Source organism: Burkholderia catarinensis, from assembly GCF_001883705.2.
GTDB lineage: Bacteria > Pseudomonadota > Gammaproteobacteria > Burkholderiales > Burkholderiaceae > Burkholderia > Burkholderia catarinensis.
The window spans coordinates 148,727-169,658 of sequence record NZ_MDEQ02000010.1 but is presented as its reverse complement, the minus strand read 5'-3'; the positions used below and the strand labels follow the sequence as shown (position 1 = coordinate 169,658).

Genomic DNA, 20,932 nt, shown 5'->3' with positions numbered 1-20,932 from the left:
TCCTGCCGCTACGCGCCGCCCGCGCCGCTTGCCCCGACGAGCGCCGGCCACGCAGCCAGCGCGGCCTGCGCGACGGCCTCCAGATCGCGGCGGCTCGCGCCGTCGCGCGCCTGGATCGACATGCCCTGCTGAACCGTTACGTAGTACCGCGCGATCGCGTCGAGGTTCGCTTGCGTGGAGATCTCGCCGGTCGCGACGCCTTGCCTGAGGCGCTCACGCAGATCCTCGACCGTGCGCTCGCGCATCGCGATCAGCGTTTGCCGGACCGTATCGGAACGCTCGGCCGGATGCAGCGCGGACAGCACGATCAGGCAGCCGGCCGGCTTCGACCTTCGCGTGAACACGCGTGCGGTATCCATCAGGTAGTTCCGCACGGCATCGTGCGCGCTGCCGGCCTGTTCGACACCATCCCAGATTTCCCGTCCCTCCGTTGCGCTGTAGTGCTCGAGCGCCTGCCGGAACAACGCTTCCTTGCTGCCGAACGCCGCATACAGGCTCGGCGACGCGATGCCCATCGCGGCCGTCAGGTCCGCCATCGACGCGCCCTCGTAGCCGAGGCGCCAGAACACCTCCATTGCGCGATCCAGCGCCGCTTCCTTGTCGAAGCTTCTCGGTCGGCCCCGTTCAGCCATTGCGTCCGTTCCTTCGTCGATATCTGTATCGATCGATAAAATAAATCAATTGACTGTGCCGCGCAACTTGCCACATTCTGTGTCGGTCGTTACATAAATGAGGAAAGGAACCGACATGAACCGACTTCAGGGCAAGCGTGCACTCATCACGGGCGGCAGCCGCGGCATCGGTGCGGCGATTGCGAAACGGCTGGCGGCCGATGGCGCGGACGTTGCGATCACCTATGAAAAATCGGCCGAACGGGCGCAGGCCGTCGTCGCGGGCATCGAGGCGCTGGGCCGCCGCGCCATTGCGATCCAGGCAGACAGTGCCGATCCGGTTGCCGTGCGCAACGCGGTCGATCGTGCCGCGGAGGCGTTCGGCGGCCTCGACATCCTGGTCAACAACGCGGGGATTTTCCGGGCCGGCGCGCTGGACGACCTCACGCTCGACGATATCGACGCGACGCTGAACGTGAACGTGCGCGCGGTGATCGTCGCGTCGCAGGCGGCGGCGCGGCATCTCGGGGAGGGCGGGCGCATCGTGTCGACCGGCAGTTGTCTCGCGACGCGCGTGCCGGATGCGGGGATGGGCCTCTATGCGGCGAGCAAGGCCGCGTTGATCGGGTGGACGCAGGGGCTCGCGCGCGATCTCGGTTCGCGCGGCATCACGGTCAATATCGTGCATCCGGGTTCGACGGATACCGACATGAATCCGGCCGACGGCGAACATGCAAGTGCGCAGCGTTCGCGGATGGCGATTCCGCAGTACGGCAAGGCCGATGACGTGGCGGCGCTCGTTGCATTCGTCGTCGGGCCGGAAGGGCGGTCGATCAACGGGACCGGGTTGACGATCGATGGCGGCGCGAACGCGTAAGCGCCGATGCCCGGCGCGATTTGCCGGGCGGCGTTGCGTTCGTTATCGGCAGCCGAGCCGTTGATGCTCGGTTTCGAGGTCGGCCCGCTTGTCGTAAGCGCGCAGTTCGTAGCGCGGCTTGCCGTCCGGGCCGATCCCGCGCACGACCTTCCGGCCGCGGTCGGGTGCATGTGTGACTGCGTCGATGCCTGCGGCCAGTTCCCGGCAGCGGGCGTCGGGGGATGCGGCTTCCTGGCGCGGTGCTGCTGCGGCTGTGACGTTGGCGATGCCCGGGCTGACGTAGTGCTGTTTAGCGGGGGCCGTGCCGGTATTGGCGGCATTTGCTGTGCCGGTCATCGCTGAAAGCGCGGCCAGTGCCGCGATCGTTCGAATCATCGGAGAAGTCCGTATGCTGAAGAAGGTTCGGAATTCTACGCAATGTTCGGTGCATGTCCGCGGTGAGCCGGCAGGGTGCGATCGCGTGTCGCATGTCATGGCGATGGCTTGATTGCACTGCCAATCGCGTGTGGCAACACACGCAAGCAACATTCCTGAACAGACGAACAGCAAAAAGCCCGCTTGCTTTCGCAGAGCGGGCTTCGGTGTTTGGTTGCGGGGATAGGATTTGAACCTATGACCTTCGGGTTATGAGCCCGACGAGCTGCCAGACTGCTCCACCCCGCGACGCGAAGTGTACGTGCATCGCGATGGAGAGTCAACCGATCCTTCGTCCACGCCGAACCGAGCTTGACGATTTGATTGTGGATGTCTGCAGCCGGGTGCTGCCGTTGCCCGATCTGCGTCGACGCCAGGCTCTTCTTCCTGTTGTCGACGCGATACTTGAGAATCCAGCGCAGGCCTGCTGCAGGCGTAATCGGCAACAAGAGGCCGCTACCGTCATAGCGCTTGCCGAACTTGCAGTGATGGGATGCCGTGCAGCATCCGGATCTCCATCGCGGGTTCAGTCGAAGGGTACCGCAAGCCGATCAATCACCGAGCTGGTCTGGGGACGTACGCCACGCCACCAGGCGAACGCTTCGGCTGCCTGTTCGACCAACATGCCGACGCCATCCGCGATCCCGTGCACCCCCGCATTTTTTGCGAGTCGGAGAAAAGGCGTCAGACGCTTGCCGTAAGCGAGTTCATAGGCAGTGCCGTCCGGGCTGAACACGCTCGGCGGGACCGGCGGCAGGTCACCGGTCAGGCTCGCCGACGTCGCATTGACCACCAGGTCGAAACGTCCCATCCGAGCCAGGTCGGCGTAGCTGCTGGCTACGAGCGAACCGTGTCCGGCGACCTGCGCGGCCAGTGCACGTGCTTTGTCGACGTCGCGATTCGCGATGACCATCTCGGCCGGTACGGCTTCGAGGAAAGGCAGCAGCGCACCGCGGGCTGCGCCGCCCGCACCGAGCAGCAGCACGCGCTTGCCGGCCATCGGGAGGCCGAGGTTGACTTCGATATCGCGGACCAGCCCGATTCCGTCGAAGTTGTCGGCCAGAATGCGGCCGCCGTCGAACTTGAGCGCGTTGGCCGCTCCCGCCAGTTCCGCGCGCTCGCTTCGTTCGTCCGACATCGCGAAAGCTTCGAGCTTGAACGGGGCGGTGATGTTGATGCCCTTGCCGCCGCTCGCGGCGAATGCCCGCACCACGCCGGCAAAGGCGCCCTCCGGCTCGACCGGCCCCTCGATGGCCGCATAGCTCATGTCCTGCCGCGTTTCTTGCGCGAAGAGGCCGTGAATCAGCGGAGATTTCGTGTGTCCGATCGGATTGCCGATCACTGCGTACTGGTCAGTCATCGTTAGCTCGCTTTTGAATAGAGCACGCCATCGGCCTGCATCGCGTCGATTTCGGCGGGATCGAATCCGAGTGAATGCGCGACTTCGGCGTTGTGCTGCCCGAGATCGGGTGCGACGTCGCGAATCGTCGTATCGCAATCGGAGAACCGGAACGGAAGGTTAGGCAGGCGCAGCGTTCCATAGCGCGGATGCTGATGCTCGACGATCATGCCTCTTGCCTGGATCTGCGGATCGGCCAGCACCTCGTCGATGCGTTGCACCTTCGCGCATGGAACGTCGATGTGATCCAGCAGTTCGAGTACCGACGCGACGGAACGGGCAGCCACCCACGGCTCGACCACCGACAGGATCTCCGAGCGGTGCGCGTTGCGTCCGACGCTGTCGTGAAATCGCGTGTCGGCACCGAAGCCTGCCGGGCCGCCATGCGCTTCGATCAGCGCGGCGAAGCGTTTCCACGCGTCGTCGACTTGCGCGGCGATCACGAGATCGCCGTCCGCCGCGCGGAACACGCCATAGAGCGTCGAGGTCGGCATGTCGTGCCCGGTCTGCTCCGGCAGCACACCTTGCAGCGTGTAGCACTGCACCGCGTATTCGTGCATCGATACCAGCGTGTCGTACAGCGCCATGTCGATGTGCTGCCCGCGACCGCTCTTCACGCGCCCCAGCAACGCGGCATTGATGGCCGCGACCGCATGAATGCCGGTGTACATGTCGCCCAGCGAGATGCGCAGCAGCGGCGGCCGCTCGCCCGGCGTGCCGACCATCTGCATGATGCCGCTCTTGGCCTCGGCGATCAGCCCGAAGCCTGCGCGATGCGCGTCGGGACCGGTGTGTCCGTACGCCGAAATCGAGCAGTAGACGAGGCCCGGATTACGCGCCGACAATTCGGCATGACCCAGCCCGAGTTTGTCCAGCGCGCCTGGTCGGTAGTTCTCGATGAACACGTCCGCCGAGTCGCACAGTCGCTGCATGAATGCCTTGCCGCGCGCGTCCTTCATGTTGACGCTCACGCCGCGCTTGCCCATGTTGAGCTGCAGGAAATAACCGCTTTGCTGATCGTCGAGCACGGTCGCGTGCTGGCGTCCGGCGTCGCCGGTGCCGGGGCGCTCGACCTTGATCACTTCGGCGCCGAGTGCCGCGAGGCACCGCCCGACATAGGGGCCGGCGAGGAAATGGCTGTAGTCGACGACGCGAATGCCTTCGAGGGGACGGGCTTGCATCAGAACGCTCCCGGACGGCGCGGCACCATCAGGCGATGTTCGCCGCGTTGGACGACCTGGCCGTCCTGATTGATCAGTTCCGACGGCAGCACGACGATGCCCCAGCCCGGGCGGCTCTTGCTCGCTCGCATCGAGCCGACGCGGAACAGTACGTGCAGCACGTCGTCGACCTTGATGGGCAACAGGAAATCCCATGACCAGCCGAGCGACATGCCCGGCAGAAAGCGATAGTCGCTCTGCGTCTTCAAGCCATCGGCGATGGACAGGCCGAACAGCCCGTGCGCGACGAGGCAGCCGAAGTGGCTGGCGTTCGCGTAGTCCTCGTCCACGTGGACGGGCGTATGGTCGCCGGTGAGGTCGGCGTAGGCGAGAATGCGCGCCTTGGTCACCGTGTAGGTCGGACTCGTGCATTCGTCGCCCTCGCGAGCGTCGTCCCAGTATTTTTCGACGATCGTCATGGTCACGCCTCCGCGCGTGGGTTGATCGCCAGCGCATGCGCGACGCAGGAGGCGGGTTTGGCTTGAATCAGTTCGACGGCAAGACCGTCCGGCAGGCGAAGCCAGTTGCGCCCCTGCGGCATTTCCGCCACGCCGAATCGTTGTGCCGCGGCCAGCGCGGCCTCGAGGTCTTCGCACATCACGCCCAGATGGGCGAGCCGGCCTTCCGGGCCGTCATGTTCCGGCGCGTGGATGAACTGCATGCCGCCGAGCGTCCAGTACTGCCGGGGAGCGTCGAGCGTGCCGTCCACTTCGCGCAGAGTCATGCCGAGGACTTCCCTGAAGAAGCGGATGTGCCAATGGATGTCCTTCACCCAGATGGCAACGTGTTCCAGATAGGCTCTTGGGGTATTCACGCGGCAGCCTCCTCGCGTTGACGATCGGTCATTGCGCGCTCGATCCCCTTGATGCAGGCGACGAGCGTCGCATTGACCGGGGTCGGCACGCCGTACCGCTGTCCCCAGCGCACGACCGAACCGTTGATGAAGTCGATCTCGGTGATCGAGCCTTTCTCCAGGCTTTGCAGCATCGAGGTCTTGAAGGCGGTGGGCAGACCCTCGGCGGCGAGCGTCCAGGCTTGTTCGGGATCGGTCATCGACAGCTTCACGCCGGCCGCCTGCGCGGCCGCGATCGCCTCGGATACGGCGGCGAGCGCCGTTGCCTTCAGCAGCGGTTCGTCATAGAGCTGCCCATAGGTCAGACCGGTGACGCCGGTCAGCGCGCCCGTCGCGACGTTCACCAGCAGCTTGTCCCACATCGTGCCTACGATGTTGTCGCTGATCGTCGTGGCAAGGCCGGCAGTATCGAGCGCGTTGGCGATCGCCTGGATGCGCGGCGTGATGCGGCCGTCGAGCTCGCCGATATAGGTGTACTTGCCGACCACGCCGGACTCGATGTGACCCGCCCCGCGCAGCACGCCTCCGACGTAGGTTTTGCCCGCGAGCACGCGTTCGCGGCCGACGACGTCGGCCAGGATGTCCTCATGCCCGAGGCCGTTCTGCAGCGAAAGCACCAGCGTATCCGGCCCCACCAGCGCTTGCGCGCCGCGAATGGCCGTCTCGGTGTGGAACGACTTGACCAGCACGATCACCAGATCGGCTGCGCCGACTTCGGCCGCTTGCGTCGTCGCATGGACGCGCACGTGCCGGGAGCCGCCGGCGTCGTCGACCCGCAGGCCGTCGCGACGCATCGCATCGACGTGCGCGGGCGAGCGGTCGATCAGCCAGGTCTCGTGACCGCCTTCGGTGAGGGTGGCTCCGATCGCGCAGCCCAGTGCGCCGGCACCCAGAATCGCAATTTTCAATGACTTCTCCTTGACGTGTCACCGTACGATAGGAGTCGCCGCTCATGCCGGCAATGCAATGTCTACAATGATGCTATTGCGACAGACAATAACGCCATGATTCCCGCCGATCTGCCCGACCTGAAGCTGCTCCAGCTTTTCGATCTTCTGTACGACGTGCGCAGCGTCACGCGCGTGGCCGAGCAGCTCGGCCAGAGCCAGCCGACGGTCAGTATCTGGCTCGGGCACTTGCGGGAATACCTTCACGATCCACTGTTCATTCGAACGCCGGGTGGCATGGCGCCGACGCCTCAGGCCGACGCGCTCATCGGGCCGTGCCGGGAAATCCTCGAGTCTCTGCGGCGCTTCGCTGCGTGGGAGATTGCGTTCGATCCGGCGACGGCCCGGCGGCGGTTTCGTATCTGCATGACCGACGCGAGCCACGTCACGCTGCTTCCGCGGCTGCTGGCTCATGTCCGTGCGCAGGCGCCCGGCGTCCGGCTGGAAGCCGCGCGGATCGACGGCAACACGGAACGCGCGCTCGAATCCGGCGAAGCCGATCTCGCGATAGGCTATGTGCCGTGGCTCGGCGGCGGTATTTATCAGCAGAAGCTGTACGACCAGGACTGGGTGTGCCTGGTCAATCGGCATCACCCCAGAATTCGCGGTCGTCTCGGGGGGAAGCAGTATCGTGCCGAGAGCCATGTCGCCATTACGGCCGGAACGGGCGCGCAGCTTCTCGAGCAGGCGCTGATGCGGGAGCGCATCGAGCGCGACGTGGTGCTGGAATTACCGGGATTTCTGGGTTTGGGGGCGATCGTTCAGACCACCGACCTGATCACGACGCTGCCCCGTCATATCGGCGAGACGCTGGCTCAGACCAATGATCTGGCCGTTCATGCATGCCCGATCCCGGTCGAGGGGTTTGCGGTACGGCAGCACTGGCACGCGCGATATCACCACGAGGCGGGCAATCGCTGGCTGCGCGGCCTTGTGATTCAATTGTTCGGTGCTTCGCGCTGAGTGGCAGTCTATGGCGTTCGCATCAAGCCGGGTCTCGAGTGATGTTCGTCGAAAGAACCGGTTCTTGACGATCGGATGTCGGTTCGAACGCGGGCGGATGTTGTTGGTTGAGTGTGCCGATGAGCAGGCGGGAAGAGGCGGTCAGCGACAGTACGCTGTGGAACTCGAAGCGATGCTGGCCGTTGAGTGCGCGGAGCGGGGCGAGCACGTCGAGTGACTGTCGCGACAGCGGCACGATGTGCGGGTCTGGCATCTTCATGCGCTGGAGCGTCGCCAGACGGGCGTAAGCGGGGAGTTTCTTGTGAATCTTGGGGATGGTTTGGACCTTGGCTGGTCCCCGACAGAATTCACGTCTACATGACAGATAAGGGATGGGAGGGAAGGTGATCCGGAAAGACCTCCAAAACGACCCCAGAACGAGCAGATCGAGGCGGAAGCGGTGGCGCCGCTAATCACCGTTTATTGACAATGATTTCGCGTTGTTGTTCTACTCAACCCGCCAAAGAACCCACTAAAAAGGCAGCTGCTTCGGCCGCTCTTGTCTTGCTGCCCCGTTTAGGGCACGGTAAACGAACAATTAAAGCTACGGGATCACTAAACATGAAGTGTCCGAATTGCGCAGTTGAAGTTCATCCTGGGTTTAAGGAAGAAAAGGTAAACGGGGGGCAGCATTGGTGGAACACGGTCGGATCTCGCCAATGGTCGGTCATATATATGACTTGCCCCGCTTGTGACGACGCAATCATCTACCTGCATGGCCAGGCGGCCACATCGAAGCCAGAGGTTGGCCCTTTGCTTTCGTATCCGAAGTCTTCCGGGCGGTTGCGGGCACCGGCCGAGGTGCCAGCACATATTGCAGAGGATTACCACGAAGCGTGCGCGGTCCGGGGCGACAGTCCCAAAGCATCCGCTGCGTTAAGTCGACGCTGTCTGCAATTTGTCCTCCGTGAGAATGGCTTCGCGCAGAAGGATTTGGCGCCGGCTATCCAAGCAGTGCTGGACGCGAAAATCCTTCCTGCTGCGTTGGCTGATAATGTTGACGCGATTCGTAATATCGGGAACTTTGCTGCCCACCCTATGAAGGATTCGAGCACCAACCAGATCTTGCCTGTCGAGCCGCACGAAGCGGAATGGAATCTTGATGTGCTGGAAGAACTGTTCGATTTCTTCTACGTCCAGCCAGAAAAGGCGCGCCAGCGGCGTGCAGCGCTCGACGCGAAACTTGCCGCCGCAGGTAAACCGCCGATGAAGTAAGAGTCTCGCGGGACGAGGACTTCGCTAATGAACACAAGGTCGTTGGATGACCAAATTCGACGACTTCGCGCGCGTGTGGAGCGAAGCGCGCGCCGCGAGTAGTTGCTCGACTCGACGGTCGCAAATGTGCTCGCTGTCATCGATCCGATATTCTATCGGGTATCGGCGAGCTAGCATCGCAACTGCTGACACTCCTTCAGCGCGGCAGCACGTCGCTCGTCGATGTAGTTCGCTAGATCCTGAATGTGGACGCCCTTCGCGCATTTTTGCGACTTTTCCATCCGGATCAGGGGGAGTGGAATCTCGCCCGCGGAGATCTTGCGTACGAGCGTCTGCACCGTCATGGGGCTGAAATAGTCCCTGCAGACGAGTTCTATCGGGACGATCGCAGTCGCGTTGTACTGGGCCATCAGCAGGAAAACGGTGTTCATCAGTTGTCCATTCTGGGGGCATTATTTAGGGTCGAAACTGTTAACCGCAGCATGTCAATTTTGCGCGACTGCGACCGTTAACCCTATGGACAGAGCGTTGCGACCTCGGTACGCTCACACCAAAGCCTATTGACGGCTAGGAGGTTCCATGTTCTCGCACTTGTACGATGAGAGGAAGGCCGTAGATGCCGCGATGTATCTGCTCGTCCGCGCTCGTGCCCCGATGAATGTGGTGAAGTTGAATCGTCTCCTCTATCTCGCAGAGCGGGAATCATTCGCTCAACATGCGGAGCCGCTGACCGGCGACCAACTGCAAGTTTTCGAGACATCCCCAGTTTTATTCGCGACATATCAGCGTTTAGCTGGGGACGTTGCTGGCTGGGAAGATCGCATTTCCTACCTTGCGAATCATGAGGTCGAGGTTCGCAGGCCGATAATGTCCGAGACCCCCGAAGAGTATTTTGATCACTCGACGAAGCTCAGCAACGCGGAAATCGCAATCCTCGATTCGATATGGGAAAAATTCGGTGAGCGCAACCATTTCGCGTTGACCGACTATCTCCATATGTCCTGTCATGAATGGACTGACAAGCAGGGCAATCCAACCGAGGTATCACATAAGCGCTTGCTCCGAGAGCTGAATTATTCGGATCCCGAGATTACAGAAATCATGTCTCGCCTTGGCGAAATCGCTCAAATAAACGCCGTACTCACACACGCGTGAGTACGCCGAACGGCTGGGCAATCCATGCCGGCGCAGCATTCTTGGCTCCGAGCGGCCCCGGAAATCACAGCCACCTTTTTGTGATTCTGAACGATCCGATGCCCTTCCCGAACATGGGGAGCCAAGACTGCGTATGTGTCGTGAATTTCTCGACGCCGCCGACCGGAATCCCATACGACACGACGTGCGTGTTCCACGCAGGATCGCATTCATTCATCCAACACGACAGTTACGTCTACTATGCCCGGGCTCGAGAGATTTTCGTCAGAGACCTTCAAGCTAATATCAACAACAGCTTGTACGTCGGATATTTACCGGACTTTACGGCACAACAACTTCAGTTGATCAAGAACGGCCTACAACAGTCGTCGAAGACGCCGAAAAGCATCCTCAGCTTGCCGATCTAAGAGCAGTCCTCTGCGCGTTAGTCCATTCGAATAAACGATTCCCCATCCTAGCGTTTGACGTCGAGCATGTGCGCGAGATGCTGCATTTCTATCTTGCTGAAGACATGATGCTATCGAAGTGGCACGCTTTGAGGGGTCCCTCGACGATGCATGAGGCTTTCCAGGATGATCGATGTGGCAGTTGCTTGATGTGCCTGGATACCATCGATCCGATATTTCTCGAGTGTCGAGAGCAAACAAGAAGACTCAGGTTATGGCCATCGGAAATGACCTAGTAGGAAATACGCGCGCGAGGGTTTACCGCAATTTATGAGACAAGTAGCTATGCGACGATTGGTATCCCCACTCATGGGGAAGGAGACCAAAATGGCTTATTACAAAGATGGCAACTATCTCTCTCAGGAGCTCGGGGCAGAGTTCGATTTGTTACACTCTCCAGGAGATTCGACGCCTTATTCCGGGATCTACCGATGTGAGGTATGCGGCGGCAGTGCAGTTTCCACCGTCGGAAATACGCTACCTCCTCAGGCGCATCACCCGCATCCTGCGAACGCGGGCCCGATCAAGTGGCGCCTCGTTGTGAAGGCTCACTGGAAGTAACGAAATCGGATTGGTTCGTAGGCGGATCTCGAATAGTAATTCAACGGCACGGCGATCCGATGTCAGCTCGTTCTGAGCTGCTCGGCATCGCCGCCGTCGGTCCTCGGCGTCCTGCTTGGCCTCCAGCACCTACATCAGATTTCGGAATATTTGAGGTTCAAAGAGCGGCATCCCATGTCAAACGAATGGGGCAATCCCTTTACGATGCTTACTCGGCGTTGTAGGCTCGCTCTGTCTCGGACGTTTCGAAGGGTTTAGCCAGCAGGCGAGGCGATGGGCGCAACGGTAGTCAGTCGACGCGGAACTGAGATAATCGCGCTACGCTCTTGTGAGGCGGAGAGCTCCAATCGTGGATGTTGTAACTTGATAGACGCCCATGGGGTTTCAGGAAGATATTCAAAACAGGGGTAGAAATGAATAACCAGGCACGGGTTCTCCGTCAGATACAGCTGATGGAACAGACGGGGGCACCTATGCAGCATAGGTGCGTGTGCGGGAAAACGCACTCAATAACCATCAAAGATTTTGATCTTGACGAAAATCCACCATCTCCGTCCAGGATGGCAAAATTTGAGTGCCAAGATAACTACGAATATCTTAAATAATTGATTGATGGGGATAGTCGAGTTTCAATACAGATCGATACCTCTGGTGGACCCATTTCGCGAGCGATGGCTAAATTTCTGTCCAAAGTAGGAGCATTCTGGCTGAATCGTTGAGGGCGCGATATGCCAGTATCGCACTAGCATAGACTTGTATTTAGTTTGGCGTGCAGTCACTCCGAAGCAAAAGGATCGCCTGCAGTTGCAGCGAGCTTCGATGTTGGTTGCCGGGACGTGCTACGGGAGCCGCGAGTAACATTTCTTGCAGCAGAAGTCCCAGTCAAAAGGCGCAGTGTTCACGTATCCACATACCCAGCATGTTCGGGACTGGTGCGGGTTCGCCGGTTGGTTAGAGTAGAGCTGTCGGTGGCCGGCTTCTCTGCTGGAAAGATCGGAGTATGTGGTTCAGTCGTTGATGTCATGGTGGTTCCGGTGGGACTGAGAGGATGTGGTGGCCAATGTGCCCGTCCTACGCTTGCGTGGGTTGCCGATCGGGACGGGCACGGGGAGACTCGTTTAATCGACGTTGCTGAACTGCACCTCCGGCTCGCCGAGTTGGGCAATCTGCTTGTGGACATGCGCGGTAAGGGCCTCTGTTACTCGATCGGCCTCGACCCCGAGTTCGGCTGCCAGAATCGGCCCGACCCTCATCGGCCAGTTGAGCCATGCATCTCGCTGTGCACGCGACTCCTCGAAAAATACTGCTGATGCGGTATCCAGTTCGACGAGCGATCCGGACTTGCGTTCGTACTCGAGCTGAGCCATCAGCCCCAGATAGTTCTCTTTAAGACAGCGCGCTTCGTCGAAATTCAGCAGCTCAACGCCGCTCGACAAAATTCGATTTGCAGCGTCGCCCGCGCTTTCTCCAGCTTCGAGTGTTACCTCTTTCGCCGCGTGGGTAACAGACTTGCGCTTGTTACCCTTCGACGCTTGGGTAACACTTTGGGTAACATCCGGAACGCCGTCGCGCCGGTATCGTTTAATCAGTTTGTTCGAGGCATCGACGTTGACGTCATCGCCCTCAAACACAAGCCAGCCGCGCTCCTTCCACTTCGTAACCGTCTTCCGACTGACGCCGTGGAGTGCCGCGAACTCGCTCTGATTCATCGCACGATCTGTTACCTGTTACCCAAATTTCAAAACTCAGCGCTGGTCGAAATCCGCGAGTCTTCGCTTCCGCACTTCATGAACCCTCCAGGAAGTACCTTGAGCGTTTCAGGCCGCACCCCGGTCATCCGAAGGGCCGAATCTCGCATCGACGGCGGCCGTTTTCCCGGCTTCGCTCGATCGGCCAGCCCGAATATTCGCGATGACCATTTGGGATCGTGATTCCTTGTCATTGCTGGGGTTGCGGGTCACAGTTCGCCAGTGGCGCGCCACTGGTTTCCGTGTGTAAGCTTTTCGCGCGCGCTATCGCGCCGACCGCGCGCCTCGGCGAGCGATACGTCCGGATACGTGCCAAACGCCAGGCTCTTTTCTTTGCCGTCGATGCGATATTTGAAAATCCATCGTTTCCCGCCGGCCGGTGTGATCAACAGTAGCAGTCCGCCGCTGTCATAAAGCTTCTGCTGTTTCTCCGCAGGCCTGTGCGGACCTTGAGGTCGGTGAGCGCCATGTGCTGGTGCCTCGGGGGTTGTCTGAAGGGGGTGTTTTGCGAAGCCCCCAAAACAACCCCAAATCGGGGGTTGTTTCCACTGGTGGTCGCTGGTGGAAGTTTGCAACAAAAAACCCCGCACAGCCAAGCGTGACGGGGTTCTTGTGGCGAAGCTGGTGAAACTTTGGAGAGTTTCTGGTCCCCCCGACAGGAATCGAACCTGTATCTAGCGCTTAGGAGGCGCTTGTTCTATCCATTGAACTACGGGGAGAGCCATGTCCGGGAATCGCGCGAAAAAACGCGAACCGGACGGCGGTGTGGACAGCGCGCAGAGTATAGCAAACGCGCGGCGCGTCGGCGGGGCGGAATGCACACTGCCGCGCGTATCGCGCGATCGGCCGCGATCGAAAACGAAAATCAGAAATCGACGACGACGAAATCTTCCTTGCCCACGTCGCACAGCGGGCACCGCCAGTCGGCGGGAATGTCGGCGAAATGGGTACCGGCCGCGATGCCCTCGTCGGGCAGCCCTTCCGCTTCGTTGTAGACCCACCCGCAAATCAGGCAGACCCAGCTCTGGTATTCGGTTACTTCGCTCATGTGACGTTCGGGATAATGGAAACTCGGTGATGCCGTCCGCGGCCTGGCCGGCGGACGAAAGGCGCAATGGTACCGGAATTTCGTCGAATGCCTCCGTAACGTCGCTTTAAACGTACGCATCGCGAACAATGCAGCCGAAACACGCACGCTGTGCGTGCGGTGTATGCTTCCCGGGCTGTCCAATCATAAGGAGAATGCGATGCTGAACAGAAAGTGGATCGCAGGCGCGGTGTGCGTGGCGGCGATGGCCGTATCGACGATCGCGCGGGCCGAGGCGCACGTGTATTTCGAAGCGCCGTCGGACGGTGCGACGGTGTCGAACCCGGTGCACGTGAAGTTCGGTCTGCAAGGCGACATGGAGCTTCGGCCGGCCGGCGACATGACGCCGAACACCGGTCATCACCATTTGCTGATCGACGGCCGGCCGATCCCGAAGGGCGAGGTGATTCCCGCAAGCGAACGTTCGCTGCACTTCGGCAAGCCGCAGACCGAAACCGACATCAGGCTGCCGCCGGGCCAGCATACGCTGACGCTGCAGTTCGGCGACGGCATGCATCGGTCGTACGGCCCCGAACTGAGCCGGACCATCACCGTCAACGTCAAGTAAACGGACACACCCGCGCGGGCGGCTCAGGCCGTTGTTTCGACGGCGCGCCCGCCCGCCACCGGTTGCCCGCCGTCCGCGCGCGGCGGCCGGCAATCGGCCGGCAACCGGCCGGCGCGGCCGGTCTTGCGGCATTATCCGTCCGGCCATGCCGGTGGCGACGCCCGCGACCGGTACAATGGGCGCTTCCGATTCCTCTCTTCGCCGTCTCCCCATGTCGCTCTATTCCATTACCGACGCGCAACTCGCGTTCGGTCACGTCGCGTTGCTCGATCACGCGGATTTCTCGCTGGAAGCCGGCGAGCGCGTCGGCCTGATCGGCCGCAACGGTGCGGGCAAGTCGTCGCTGCTGAAGATCGTCGCCGGGCTCGCGAAGCCCGACGACGGGCTGGTCACGCGCCAGCAGGAGCTCGTGACCATCTATGTGCCGCAGGAACCCGAGTTCGAGCGCGGCGCGACCGTGTTCGACGCGGTCGCGTCGGGGCTCACGCATACGCGCGAACTGCTCGAAGAATACGAGTCGATCGCGCATCGTCTCGCGGAGACGCCGGAAGGCGCCGAGCACGACACGCTGCTCGCGCGGATGAACGCGCTGCAGTCGTCGCTCGACACGCACGATGCGTGGAACTGGCGCACGCGCGTGTCGATGACGCTCGCGCAGATCGGCCTGCCGGATGTCGACGCGCGCGTCGACGCGCTGTCGGGCGGGATGCAGAAGCGCGTCGCGCTGGCGCGCGCGCTGGTGCTGCAGCCCGATGTGCTGCTGCTCGACGAACCGACCAACCACCTCGATTTCGACGGCATCCGCTGGCTGGAGGAACTGCTCGTGTCGCAGCGCGCGGGCCTGCTGTTCATTACCCACGACCGCGCGTTCCTCGACCGCGTCGCGACGCGCATCGTCGATCTCGATCGCGGCCGGCTGCTGTCGTACCCGGGCAATTTCTCCGCGTACCAGACGCGCAAGGCGCAGCAGCTCGAAGTCGAGCGCGTGGAAAACGACAAGTTCGACAAGCTGCTCGCGCAGGAAGAAGTGTGGATCCGCAAGGGGGTCGAGGCGCGCCGCACGCGCAGCGTCGGCCGTATCGCGCGGCTCGAGCAGATGCGTCACGAGCGTGCGGATCGCCGCAACGCGCAGGGCAACGTGAAGCTCGACGTCGCGCAAGGCGAGAAGTCCGGCAAGATCGTCGCGGAGCTGACCGACGTGACGAAGCGCTATGGCGGCCGAACCGTCATCGACTGCTTCTCGACGACGGTCATGCGCGGCGACAAGATCGGCTTCGTCGGCCCGAACGGCGCGGGCAAGACCACGCTGCTCAAGCTGATCCTCGGCGACCTGAAGCCCGACGAAGGCACGGTGCGCACCGGCACGAACCTGCAGGTCGCGTATTTCGACCAGATGCGTGCGCAGCTCGACCAGGAAAAGAGCCTCGCGGATACCATCAGCCCCGGCAGCGAATGGGTCGAGATCGGCGGCGTGCGCAAGCACGTGATGAGCTATCTCGGCGATTTCCTGTTCGCGCCGGAACGCGCGCGTTCGCCGGTGAAGTCGCTGTCGGGCGGCGAGCGCAACCGGCTGCTGCTCGCGCGCCTGTTCGCGCGCCCGGCCAACGTGCTGGTGCTCGACGAACCGACCAACGACCTCGACATCCCGACGCTCGAACTGCTCGAGGAGCTGCTGGCCGATTACGACGGCACGGTGCTGCTCGTGAGCCACGATCGCGCGTTCCTCGACAACGTCGCGACCTCGGTGATCGCATCCGAAGGCGACGGCAAGTGGCGCGAATACGTCGGCGGTTTCACCGACTGGCAGATCCAGAGCGCGCGTTCGCAGCAGCTCGCGCAGCAGGAAGCCGCGAAGCGTGCGGTGAAGGAAGCCGTGCCGGCCAAGGACGAGCCGGCGAAGAGCGCGGCCGGCCGCAATACGCAGCGCACGGCGAAGCTGTCGTTCAACGAGCAGCGCGAGCTCGACTCGCTGCCGGAGAAGATCGCCGCGCTCGAAGAGGAGCAGAAGACGATCAATGCAAAGCTCGAGGACGGTTCGATTTTCGCGAAGGATCCGCAGGAAGGCACGCGCCTGACCGAGCGGTTCGCGGCGATCGACGACGAGCTGCTCGCCGCGCTCGAACGGTGGGAAACGCTCGAGGCGAAGCGCAAGCCGGCGTGATGCATTGCGCGGCCGGCGGCGGCCGCGCGCGATCCCGCAATTGGCGCGCCACGCGGAACCAGTAGAATACCGCGCGTCCCGGGCCGCACGGCGCAAGCCGCGCGCCCGCTTTCGGAGCAGTCCAAGCACACCGTTGTTTCGATTCGCTTTTTTACGGAACTCAACGTTTTGTCCACGATGTTATCCACACGAGGTGTGGACAACGTCCCGATGAATGACGAAATTCAGCGCCTATGTCAACGAAGAAACCCAGCGCGGCCTATAGCGAAGCATCGATCAAGGTGCTCAAGGGTCTCGAGCCGGTCAAGCAGCGGCCCGGCATGTACACCCGTACCGAGAATCCGCTGCACATCATCCAGGAAGTCATCGACAACGCGTCCGACGAGGCGCTCGGCGGCTACGGCAAGCAGATCACGGTCACGCTGCACGCCGATCAGTCGGTCTCGGTCGAAGACGACGGCCGCGGCATTCCGTTCGGCATGCATCCCGAAGAACGCGTGCCGGTCGTCGAGATCGTGTTCACGCGTCTGCATGCGGGCGGCAAGTTCGACAAGGCCGCGGGCGGCGCGTATACGTTCTCGGGCGGCCTGCACGGCGTCGGCGTGTCGGTGACGAACGCGCTCGCGACGCGCCTCGACGTGACGGTCTGGCGCGACGGCAAGATTGCCGAGCTCGGCTTCGCGGAAGGCGACGTGGTCAAGCCGCTCGCGACGCAGAGCGCGGGCCGCGGCGAGAAGAAATCCGGCACGCGCGTGCAGGTGTGGCCGAATCCGAAGTACTTCGATTCGCCGAACCTGCCGCTCGGCGAGCTGCAGCGCCTGCTGCGCTCGAAGGCTGTGCTGCTGCCGGGCGTCGAGGTCGTGCTCGTCAACGAAAAGACGGGCGAGCGCCAGACGTGGAAATATGAAGACGGCCTGCGCGGCTACCTGCTCGACGAAATGAACGGCAGCGAGCTGCTGATCCCGCTGTTCGAAGGCGAGCGTTTCGCCGATTCGCGCTCGGGTGACGATACCTTCGCCGAGGGCGAGGGCGCGTCGTGGGTCGTCGCATGGAGCGAGGAAGGCTCGCTCGTGCGCGAGTCGTACGTGAACCTGATCCCGACGCCGGCCGGCGGCACGCACGAGTCGGGCCTGCGCGACGGCCTGTACCAGGCAGTGAAGAGCTTCGTCGAACTGCACAACCTGCAGCCGAAGGGCGTGAAGCTGCTCGCGGAAGACGTATTCGCGCGCGTGTCGTTCGTGCTGTCCGCGAAGGTGCTCGATCCGCAGTTCCAGGGGCAGATCAAGGAACGCCTGAACAGCCGCGACGCGGTGAAGCTCGTGTCGTCGTTCTCGCGTCCCGCGCTCGAATTGTGGCTGAACCAGCATGTCGAGCACGGCAAGAAGCTCGCCGAACTCGTGATCAAGCAGGCGCAGGCGCGCACGCGCGCCGGCCAGAAGGTCGAGAAGCGCAAGAGCTCGGGCGTCGCGGTGCTGCCCGGCAAGCTGACCGATTGCGAGACCGAAGACATTGCACGCAACGAGCTGTTCCTGGTCGAGGGCGACTCGGCGGGCGGCTCCGCGAAGATGGGCCGCGACAAGGAATACCAGGCGATCCTGCCGCTGCGCGGCAAGGTGCTGAACACGTGGGAAACCGAGCGTGACCGCCTGTTCGCGAACAACGAGGTGCACGACATCTCGGTCGCGATCGGCGTCGATCCGCACAACCCGGACGAAAGCGTCGACCTGTCGAACCTGCGCTACGGCAAGATCTGCATCCTGTCGGACGCGGACGTCGACGGCTCGCACATCCAGGTGCTGCTGCTCACGCTGTTCTTCAAGCATTTCCCGCAGTTGATCGAGCGCGGCCATGTGTGCGTCGCGCGGCCGCCACTGTTCCGCGTCGACGCGCCCGCGCGCGGCAAGAAGGCCGCGCAGAAGCTCTATGCGCTCGACGACGGCGAGCTCGAGGCGATCCTCGACAAGCTGCGCAAGGACGGCGTGCGCGAGACGCAGTGGAGCATCAGCCGCTTCAAGGGTCTCGGCGAAATGAGCGCCGAGCAGCTGTGGGACACGACGATGAACCCCGACACGCGCCGCCTGATGCCGGTGAAGCTCGGCGAACTCGACTACGAGGCGACCGTCGCGCGGATGACGATGCTGATGGGCAAGGGCGAGGCAGCCGCGCGGCGCGGCTGGCTCGAGGAAAAGGGCAACGACGTCGAAGCGGATATCTAAGCGGACTCAACAAGCGCCCGCGCGGCCGGGCCTGACGCCCGGCCCGGCCTCATGCCACTTACGAATACGGAATTCAGATGGACGACAACACTTCCGATCTCTTCGCCGGCTCCGACGCACCGGATGCCGAAGCGCTGACGCTCGGCAACTACGCGGAGCAGGCGTATCTCAGCTACGCGGTCAGCGTCGTGAAGAGCCGCGCGCTGCCCGACGTGTGCGACGGCCAGAAGCCGGTGCAGCGCCGGATTCTGTTCGCGATGAACGAAATGGGCCTCGGCCCGGACGCGAAGCCGGTGAAGTCGGCGCGCGTGGTCGGCGACGTGCTCGGCAAATACCATCCGCACGGCGACCAGTCGGCGTACGACGCGCTCGTACGTCTCGCGCAGGATTTCTCGCTGCGCTATCCGCTGATCGACGGGCAGGGCAACTTCGGCTCGCGCGACGGCGACGGCGCGGCGGCGATGCGTTACACCGAAGCGCGCCTCACGCCGATCGCGAAGCTGCTGCTCGACGAGATCGACCAGGGCACGGTCGATTTCATGCCGAACTACGACGGCTCGTTCGACGAACCGAAGACGCTGCCGGGCCGCATGCCGTTCGTGCTGCTGAACGGCGCGTCGGGCATCGCGGTGGGTCTCGCCACCGAAATCCCGTCGCACAACCTGCGTGAGGTCGCGGCCGCGGCGGTCGCGCTGATCCGCAATCCGAAGCTCACGCACGCGGAGCTGATGAACCTGATCCCCGGCCCGGATTTTCCGGGCGGCGGCCAGATCATCTCGAGCGACACGGAAATCGCGGCGGCGTACGAAACCGGCCGCGGCAGCCTGAAGGTACGCGCGAAATGGAAGATCGAGGATCTCGCGCGCGGCCAGTGGCAGCTCGTCGTCACCGAGCTTCCGCCGAGCACGTCGGGCCAGAAGGTGCTCGAGGAAATCGAGGAGCTGACCAACCCGAAGCTCAAGCTCGGCAAGAAGACGCTGACGCCCGAGCAGCTCAACACGAAGAAGGCGATGCTCGACCTGCTCGACGCGGTGCGCGACGAGTCGGGCAAGGAAGCCGCGGTGCGGCTGGTGTTCGAGCCGAAGTCGCGCACGATCGACCAGACGGAATTCGTGAACACGCTGCTCGCGTACACGAGCCTCGAATCGAACGCGACGCTGAACCTCGTGATGATCGGCGCAGACGGCCGGCCGGGCCAGAAGGGCCTGCTGACGATCCTCGACGAATGGGTGAAGTTCCGCCAACTGACGATGACGCGCCGTTGCCGCCATCGTCTCGCGAAGGTCGACGACCGCATCCATATCCTCGAAGGGCGGATGATCGTCTTCCTGAATATCGACGAGGTGATCCGCATCATCCGCGAGTCGGACGAGCCGAAGGCCGCGCTGATGAGCGCGTTCGGCCTCTCCGACCGGCAGGCCGAGGACATCCTCGAAATCCGGCTGCGCCAGCTTGCGCGGCTCGAGAAGATCAAGATCGAGAAGGAACTCGAAACGCTGCGCGACGAGAAGGCGAAGCTCGAGGAACTGCTCGCGAACGAAAGCGCGATGAAGCGGCTGATGATCAAGGAGATCGAGGCCGACGCGAAGCAGTACGGCGACGAACGCCGCACGCTGATCCAGCAGGAAAAGCGCGCGACGTTCGAGGCGAAGGTGGTTGACGAGCCGGTGACGGTCGTCGTGTCGCAGAAGGGCTGGGTGCGGGCGCTGAAGGGCCACGGGCTCGACCCGGCCGGCTTCTCGTTCAAGGCCGGCGACGGCCTGTACGCGGCGTTCCTGTGCCGCACGCCCGACCGATTGATCGCGTGGGGCAGCAGCGGCCGCGTGTACTCGGTCGACGTGTCGGTGCTGCCGGGCGGGCGCGGTGACGGCGTGCCGGTCACGTCGCTGATCGAGCTCGAATCGGGCTCGCACCTGATGCACTACTACGCGGCGCCGGCCGACCAGCAACTGCTGCTCGCATCGAGCAACGGCTTCGGCTTCCTCGCGAAGGTCGGCGACATGGTGAGCCGCGTGAAGGCCGGCAAGGCGTTCATGACGATCGACGCGGGCGCGGTGCCGCTCGCGCCGATGCCCGTGCTGCCGAACGCGACACAGGTCGCGTGCCTGTCGAGCGGCGGCCGGCTGCTCGTGTTCGGGATGGACGAGATGAAGACGCTGTCCGGTGGCGGCCGCGGCGTGATCCTGATGGCGCTCGACGACAAGGAAACGCTCGTGCAGGCGCTCGCGATCGATCCGGCGGGCGTCGTGCTGATCGGCACGGGCCGCGGCGGCAAGGCGCAGGACGACACGCTGTCGTATGCGGGGCTCGCGCCGCACATCGGCAAGCGCGCACGCAAGGGCCGCGCGCCGGATACGAAGCTCAAGGTCGTCAACGAGCTGCGTCCGCTGCTCGGCTGACGCCGCGCACGATCGTCCGGCTCGGCCGCGATCGAAGGCCGCACCTCCGCTTC

Annotated in this window: 19 protein-coding genes, 2 tRNA genes and 1 pseudogene; 8 read left to right on the top strand and 14 right to left on the bottom strand. The window is 62.8% G+C overall.

Annotated features, from left to right (window positions below; genetic code table 11):
* Positions 1-8 precede the first annotated feature (8 nt).
* On the bottom strand, positions 9-632 hold the full coding sequence (locus BFF94_RS18165) for a TetR/AcrR family transcriptional regulator (RefSeq protein ID WP_219139617.1): 624 nt from the start codon (positions 630-632) through the stop codon (positions 9-11).
* 115 nt (positions 633-747) lie between these two features.
* On the opposite strand from BFF94_RS18165, the gene BFF94_RS18160 reads away from it, so the two are divergent.
* The gene (locus tag BFF94_RS18160; protein ID WP_128847304.1) at positions 748-1,488 is read left to right on the top strand and encodes an SDR family NAD(P)-dependent oxidoreductase; all 741 of its coding nucleotides are present in this window, start codon (positions 748-750) and stop codon (positions 1,486-1,488) included.
* A 42-nt stretch (positions 1,489-1,530) separates the two neighbouring features.
* Here the strand turns inward: BFF94_RS18160 and BFF94_RS18155 are convergent, their stop codons facing one another.
* The 7 genes from BFF94_RS18155 to BFF94_RS18125 form a co-directional block, all read right to left on the bottom strand.
* Positions 1,531-1,863 (bottom strand): hypothetical protein, encoded by a 333-nt coding sequence (locus BFF94_RS18155; RefSeq protein ID WP_128847301.1) that lies wholly within the window; start codon positions 1,861-1,863, stop codon positions 1,531-1,533.
* Positions 1,864-2,074: 211 nt separating this feature from the next.
* Positions 2,075-2,151, bottom strand: a tRNA-Met gene (locus BFF94_RS18150).
* A 277-nt stretch (positions 2,152-2,428) separates the two neighbouring features.
* Complete coding sequence (gene aroE, locus BFF94_RS18145) at positions 2,429-3,262, bottom strand: shikimate dehydrogenase (RefSeq protein WP_128847298.1); 834 nt, start codon at positions 3,260-3,262, stop codon at positions 2,429-2,431.
* 2 nt (positions 3,263-3,264) lie between these two features.
* Complete coding sequence (locus BFF94_RS18140; protein WP_128847295.1) at positions 3,265-4,482, bottom strand: CaiB/BaiF CoA transferase family protein; 1,218 nt, start codon at positions 4,480-4,482, stop codon at positions 3,265-3,267.
* On the bottom strand, positions 4,482-4,940 hold the full coding sequence (locus BFF94_RS18135) for a MaoC family dehydratase (protein WP_128847293.1): 459 nt from the start codon (positions 4,938-4,940) through the stop codon (positions 4,482-4,484). The genes BFF94_RS18140 and BFF94_RS18135 overlap by 1 nt, the downstream gene beginning before the upstream one ends.
* Positions 4,941-4,942: 2 nt before the next feature.
* On the bottom strand, positions 4,943-5,335 hold the full coding sequence (locus BFF94_RS18130) for a VOC family protein (protein WP_128847290.1): 393 nt from the start codon (positions 5,333-5,335) through the stop codon (positions 4,943-4,945).
* Positions 5,332-6,282 carry a ketopantoate reductase family protein gene (locus BFF94_RS18125; RefSeq protein WP_128847287.1) on the bottom strand — a complete coding sequence of 317 codons (951 nt, stop codon included), beginning with the start codon at positions 6,280-6,282 and terminating at the stop codon, positions 5,332-5,334. Before BFF94_RS18125 ends, BFF94_RS18130 begins: the two co-directional genes overlap by 4 nt.
* 96 nt (positions 6,283-6,378) lie before the next feature.
* Here BFF94_RS18125 and BFF94_RS18120 point away from each other — a divergent pair, with 96 nt between their 5' ends.
* A complete protein-coding gene (locus BFF94_RS18120) occupies positions 6,379-7,284 on the top strand; it encodes a LysR family transcriptional regulator (protein WP_128847284.1) in 906 nt (301 codons plus the stop codon).
* A 22-nt stretch (positions 7,285-7,306) separates the two neighbouring features.
* Here BFF94_RS18120 and BFF94_RS18115 read toward each other — a convergent pair whose 3' ends face one another.
* Positions 7,307-7,543: a hypothetical protein gene (locus tag BFF94_RS18115; RefSeq protein WP_128847282.1), complete on the bottom strand. Its 237-nt coding sequence runs from the start codon at positions 7,541-7,543 to the stop codon at positions 7,307-7,309.
* A gap of 341 nt (positions 7,544-7,884) precedes the next feature.
* Between BFF94_RS18115 and BFF94_RS18110 the strand changes: the two genes are divergently transcribed.
* Complete coding sequence (locus BFF94_RS18110) at positions 7,885-8,538, top strand: DUF4145 domain-containing protein (protein ID WP_246637360.1); 654 nt, start codon at positions 7,885-7,887, stop codon at positions 8,536-8,538.
* A gap of 170 nt (positions 8,539-8,708) precedes the next feature.
* Here the strand turns inward: BFF94_RS18110 and BFF94_RS18105 are convergent, their stop codons facing one another.
* Entirely contained in the window at positions 8,709-8,969 is a 261-nt protein-coding gene (locus tag BFF94_RS18105) for a pyocin activator PrtN family protein (protein WP_128847279.1), read from the bottom strand.
* A 148-nt stretch (positions 8,970-9,117) separates the two neighbouring features.
* On the opposite strand from BFF94_RS18105, the gene BFF94_RS18100 reads away from it, so the two are divergent.
* The gene (locus BFF94_RS18100; protein WP_128847277.1) at positions 9,118-9,693 is read left to right on the top strand and encodes a Panacea domain-containing protein; all 576 of its coding nucleotides are present in this window, start codon (positions 9,118-9,120) and stop codon (positions 9,691-9,693) included.
* Positions 9,694-11,818: 2,125 nt separating this feature from the next.
* On the opposite strand, the gene BFF94_RS18095 is transcribed toward BFF94_RS18100, so the two are convergent.
* The 4 genes and pseudogenes from BFF94_RS18095 to BFF94_RS18080 form a co-directional block, all read right to left on the bottom strand.
* Positions 11,819-12,409, bottom strand: coding sequence for a helix-turn-helix domain-containing protein (locus tag BFF94_RS18095; protein WP_128847268.1), 591 nt, complete (start codon positions 12,407-12,409; stop codon positions 11,819-11,821).
* 278 nt (positions 12,410-12,687) lie between these two features.
* Positions 12,688-12,917, bottom strand: a pseudogene (locus BFF94_RS38345) (Arm DNA-binding domain-containing protein); the annotation flags it as partial.
* Between the two features lie 175 nt (positions 12,918-13,092).
* Positions 13,093-13,167, bottom strand: a tRNA-Arg gene (locus BFF94_RS18085).
* Positions 13,168-13,313: 146 nt separating this feature from the next.
* Positions 13,314-13,496, bottom strand: a complete 183-nt coding sequence (locus tag BFF94_RS18080) for a rubredoxin (protein ID WP_128847266.1) — start codon at positions 13,494-13,496, stop codon at positions 13,314-13,316.
* A gap of 199 nt (positions 13,497-13,695) precedes the next feature.
* Here BFF94_RS18080 and BFF94_RS18075 point away from each other — a divergent pair, with 199 nt between their 5' ends.
* The 4 genes from BFF94_RS18075 (at position 13,696) to parC (ending at position 20,879) form a co-directional block, all read left to right on the top strand.
* Positions 13,696-14,103, top strand: a complete 408-nt coding sequence (locus tag BFF94_RS18075) for a DUF4399 domain-containing protein (protein WP_128847263.1) — start codon at positions 13,696-13,698, stop codon at positions 14,101-14,103.
* Between the two features lie 211 nt (positions 14,104-14,314).
* Positions 14,315-16,264, top strand: a complete 1,950-nt coding sequence (locus BFF94_RS18070; RefSeq protein WP_128847261.1) for an ATP-binding cassette domain-containing protein — start codon at positions 14,315-14,317, stop codon at positions 16,262-16,264.
* A gap of 233 nt (positions 16,265-16,497) precedes the next feature.
* Positions 16,498-18,480: a DNA topoisomerase IV subunit B gene (locus BFF94_RS18065; RefSeq protein ID WP_128847258.1), complete on the top strand. Its 1,983-nt coding sequence runs from the start codon at positions 16,498-16,500 to the stop codon at positions 18,478-18,480.
* A gap of 77 nt (positions 18,481-18,557) precedes the next feature.
* Complete coding sequence (gene parC / locus BFF94_RS18060) at positions 18,558-20,879, top strand: DNA topoisomerase IV subunit A (RefSeq protein WP_128847255.1); 2,322 nt, start codon at positions 18,558-18,560, stop codon at positions 20,877-20,879.
* Positions 20,880-20,932: the final 53 nt, after the last annotated feature.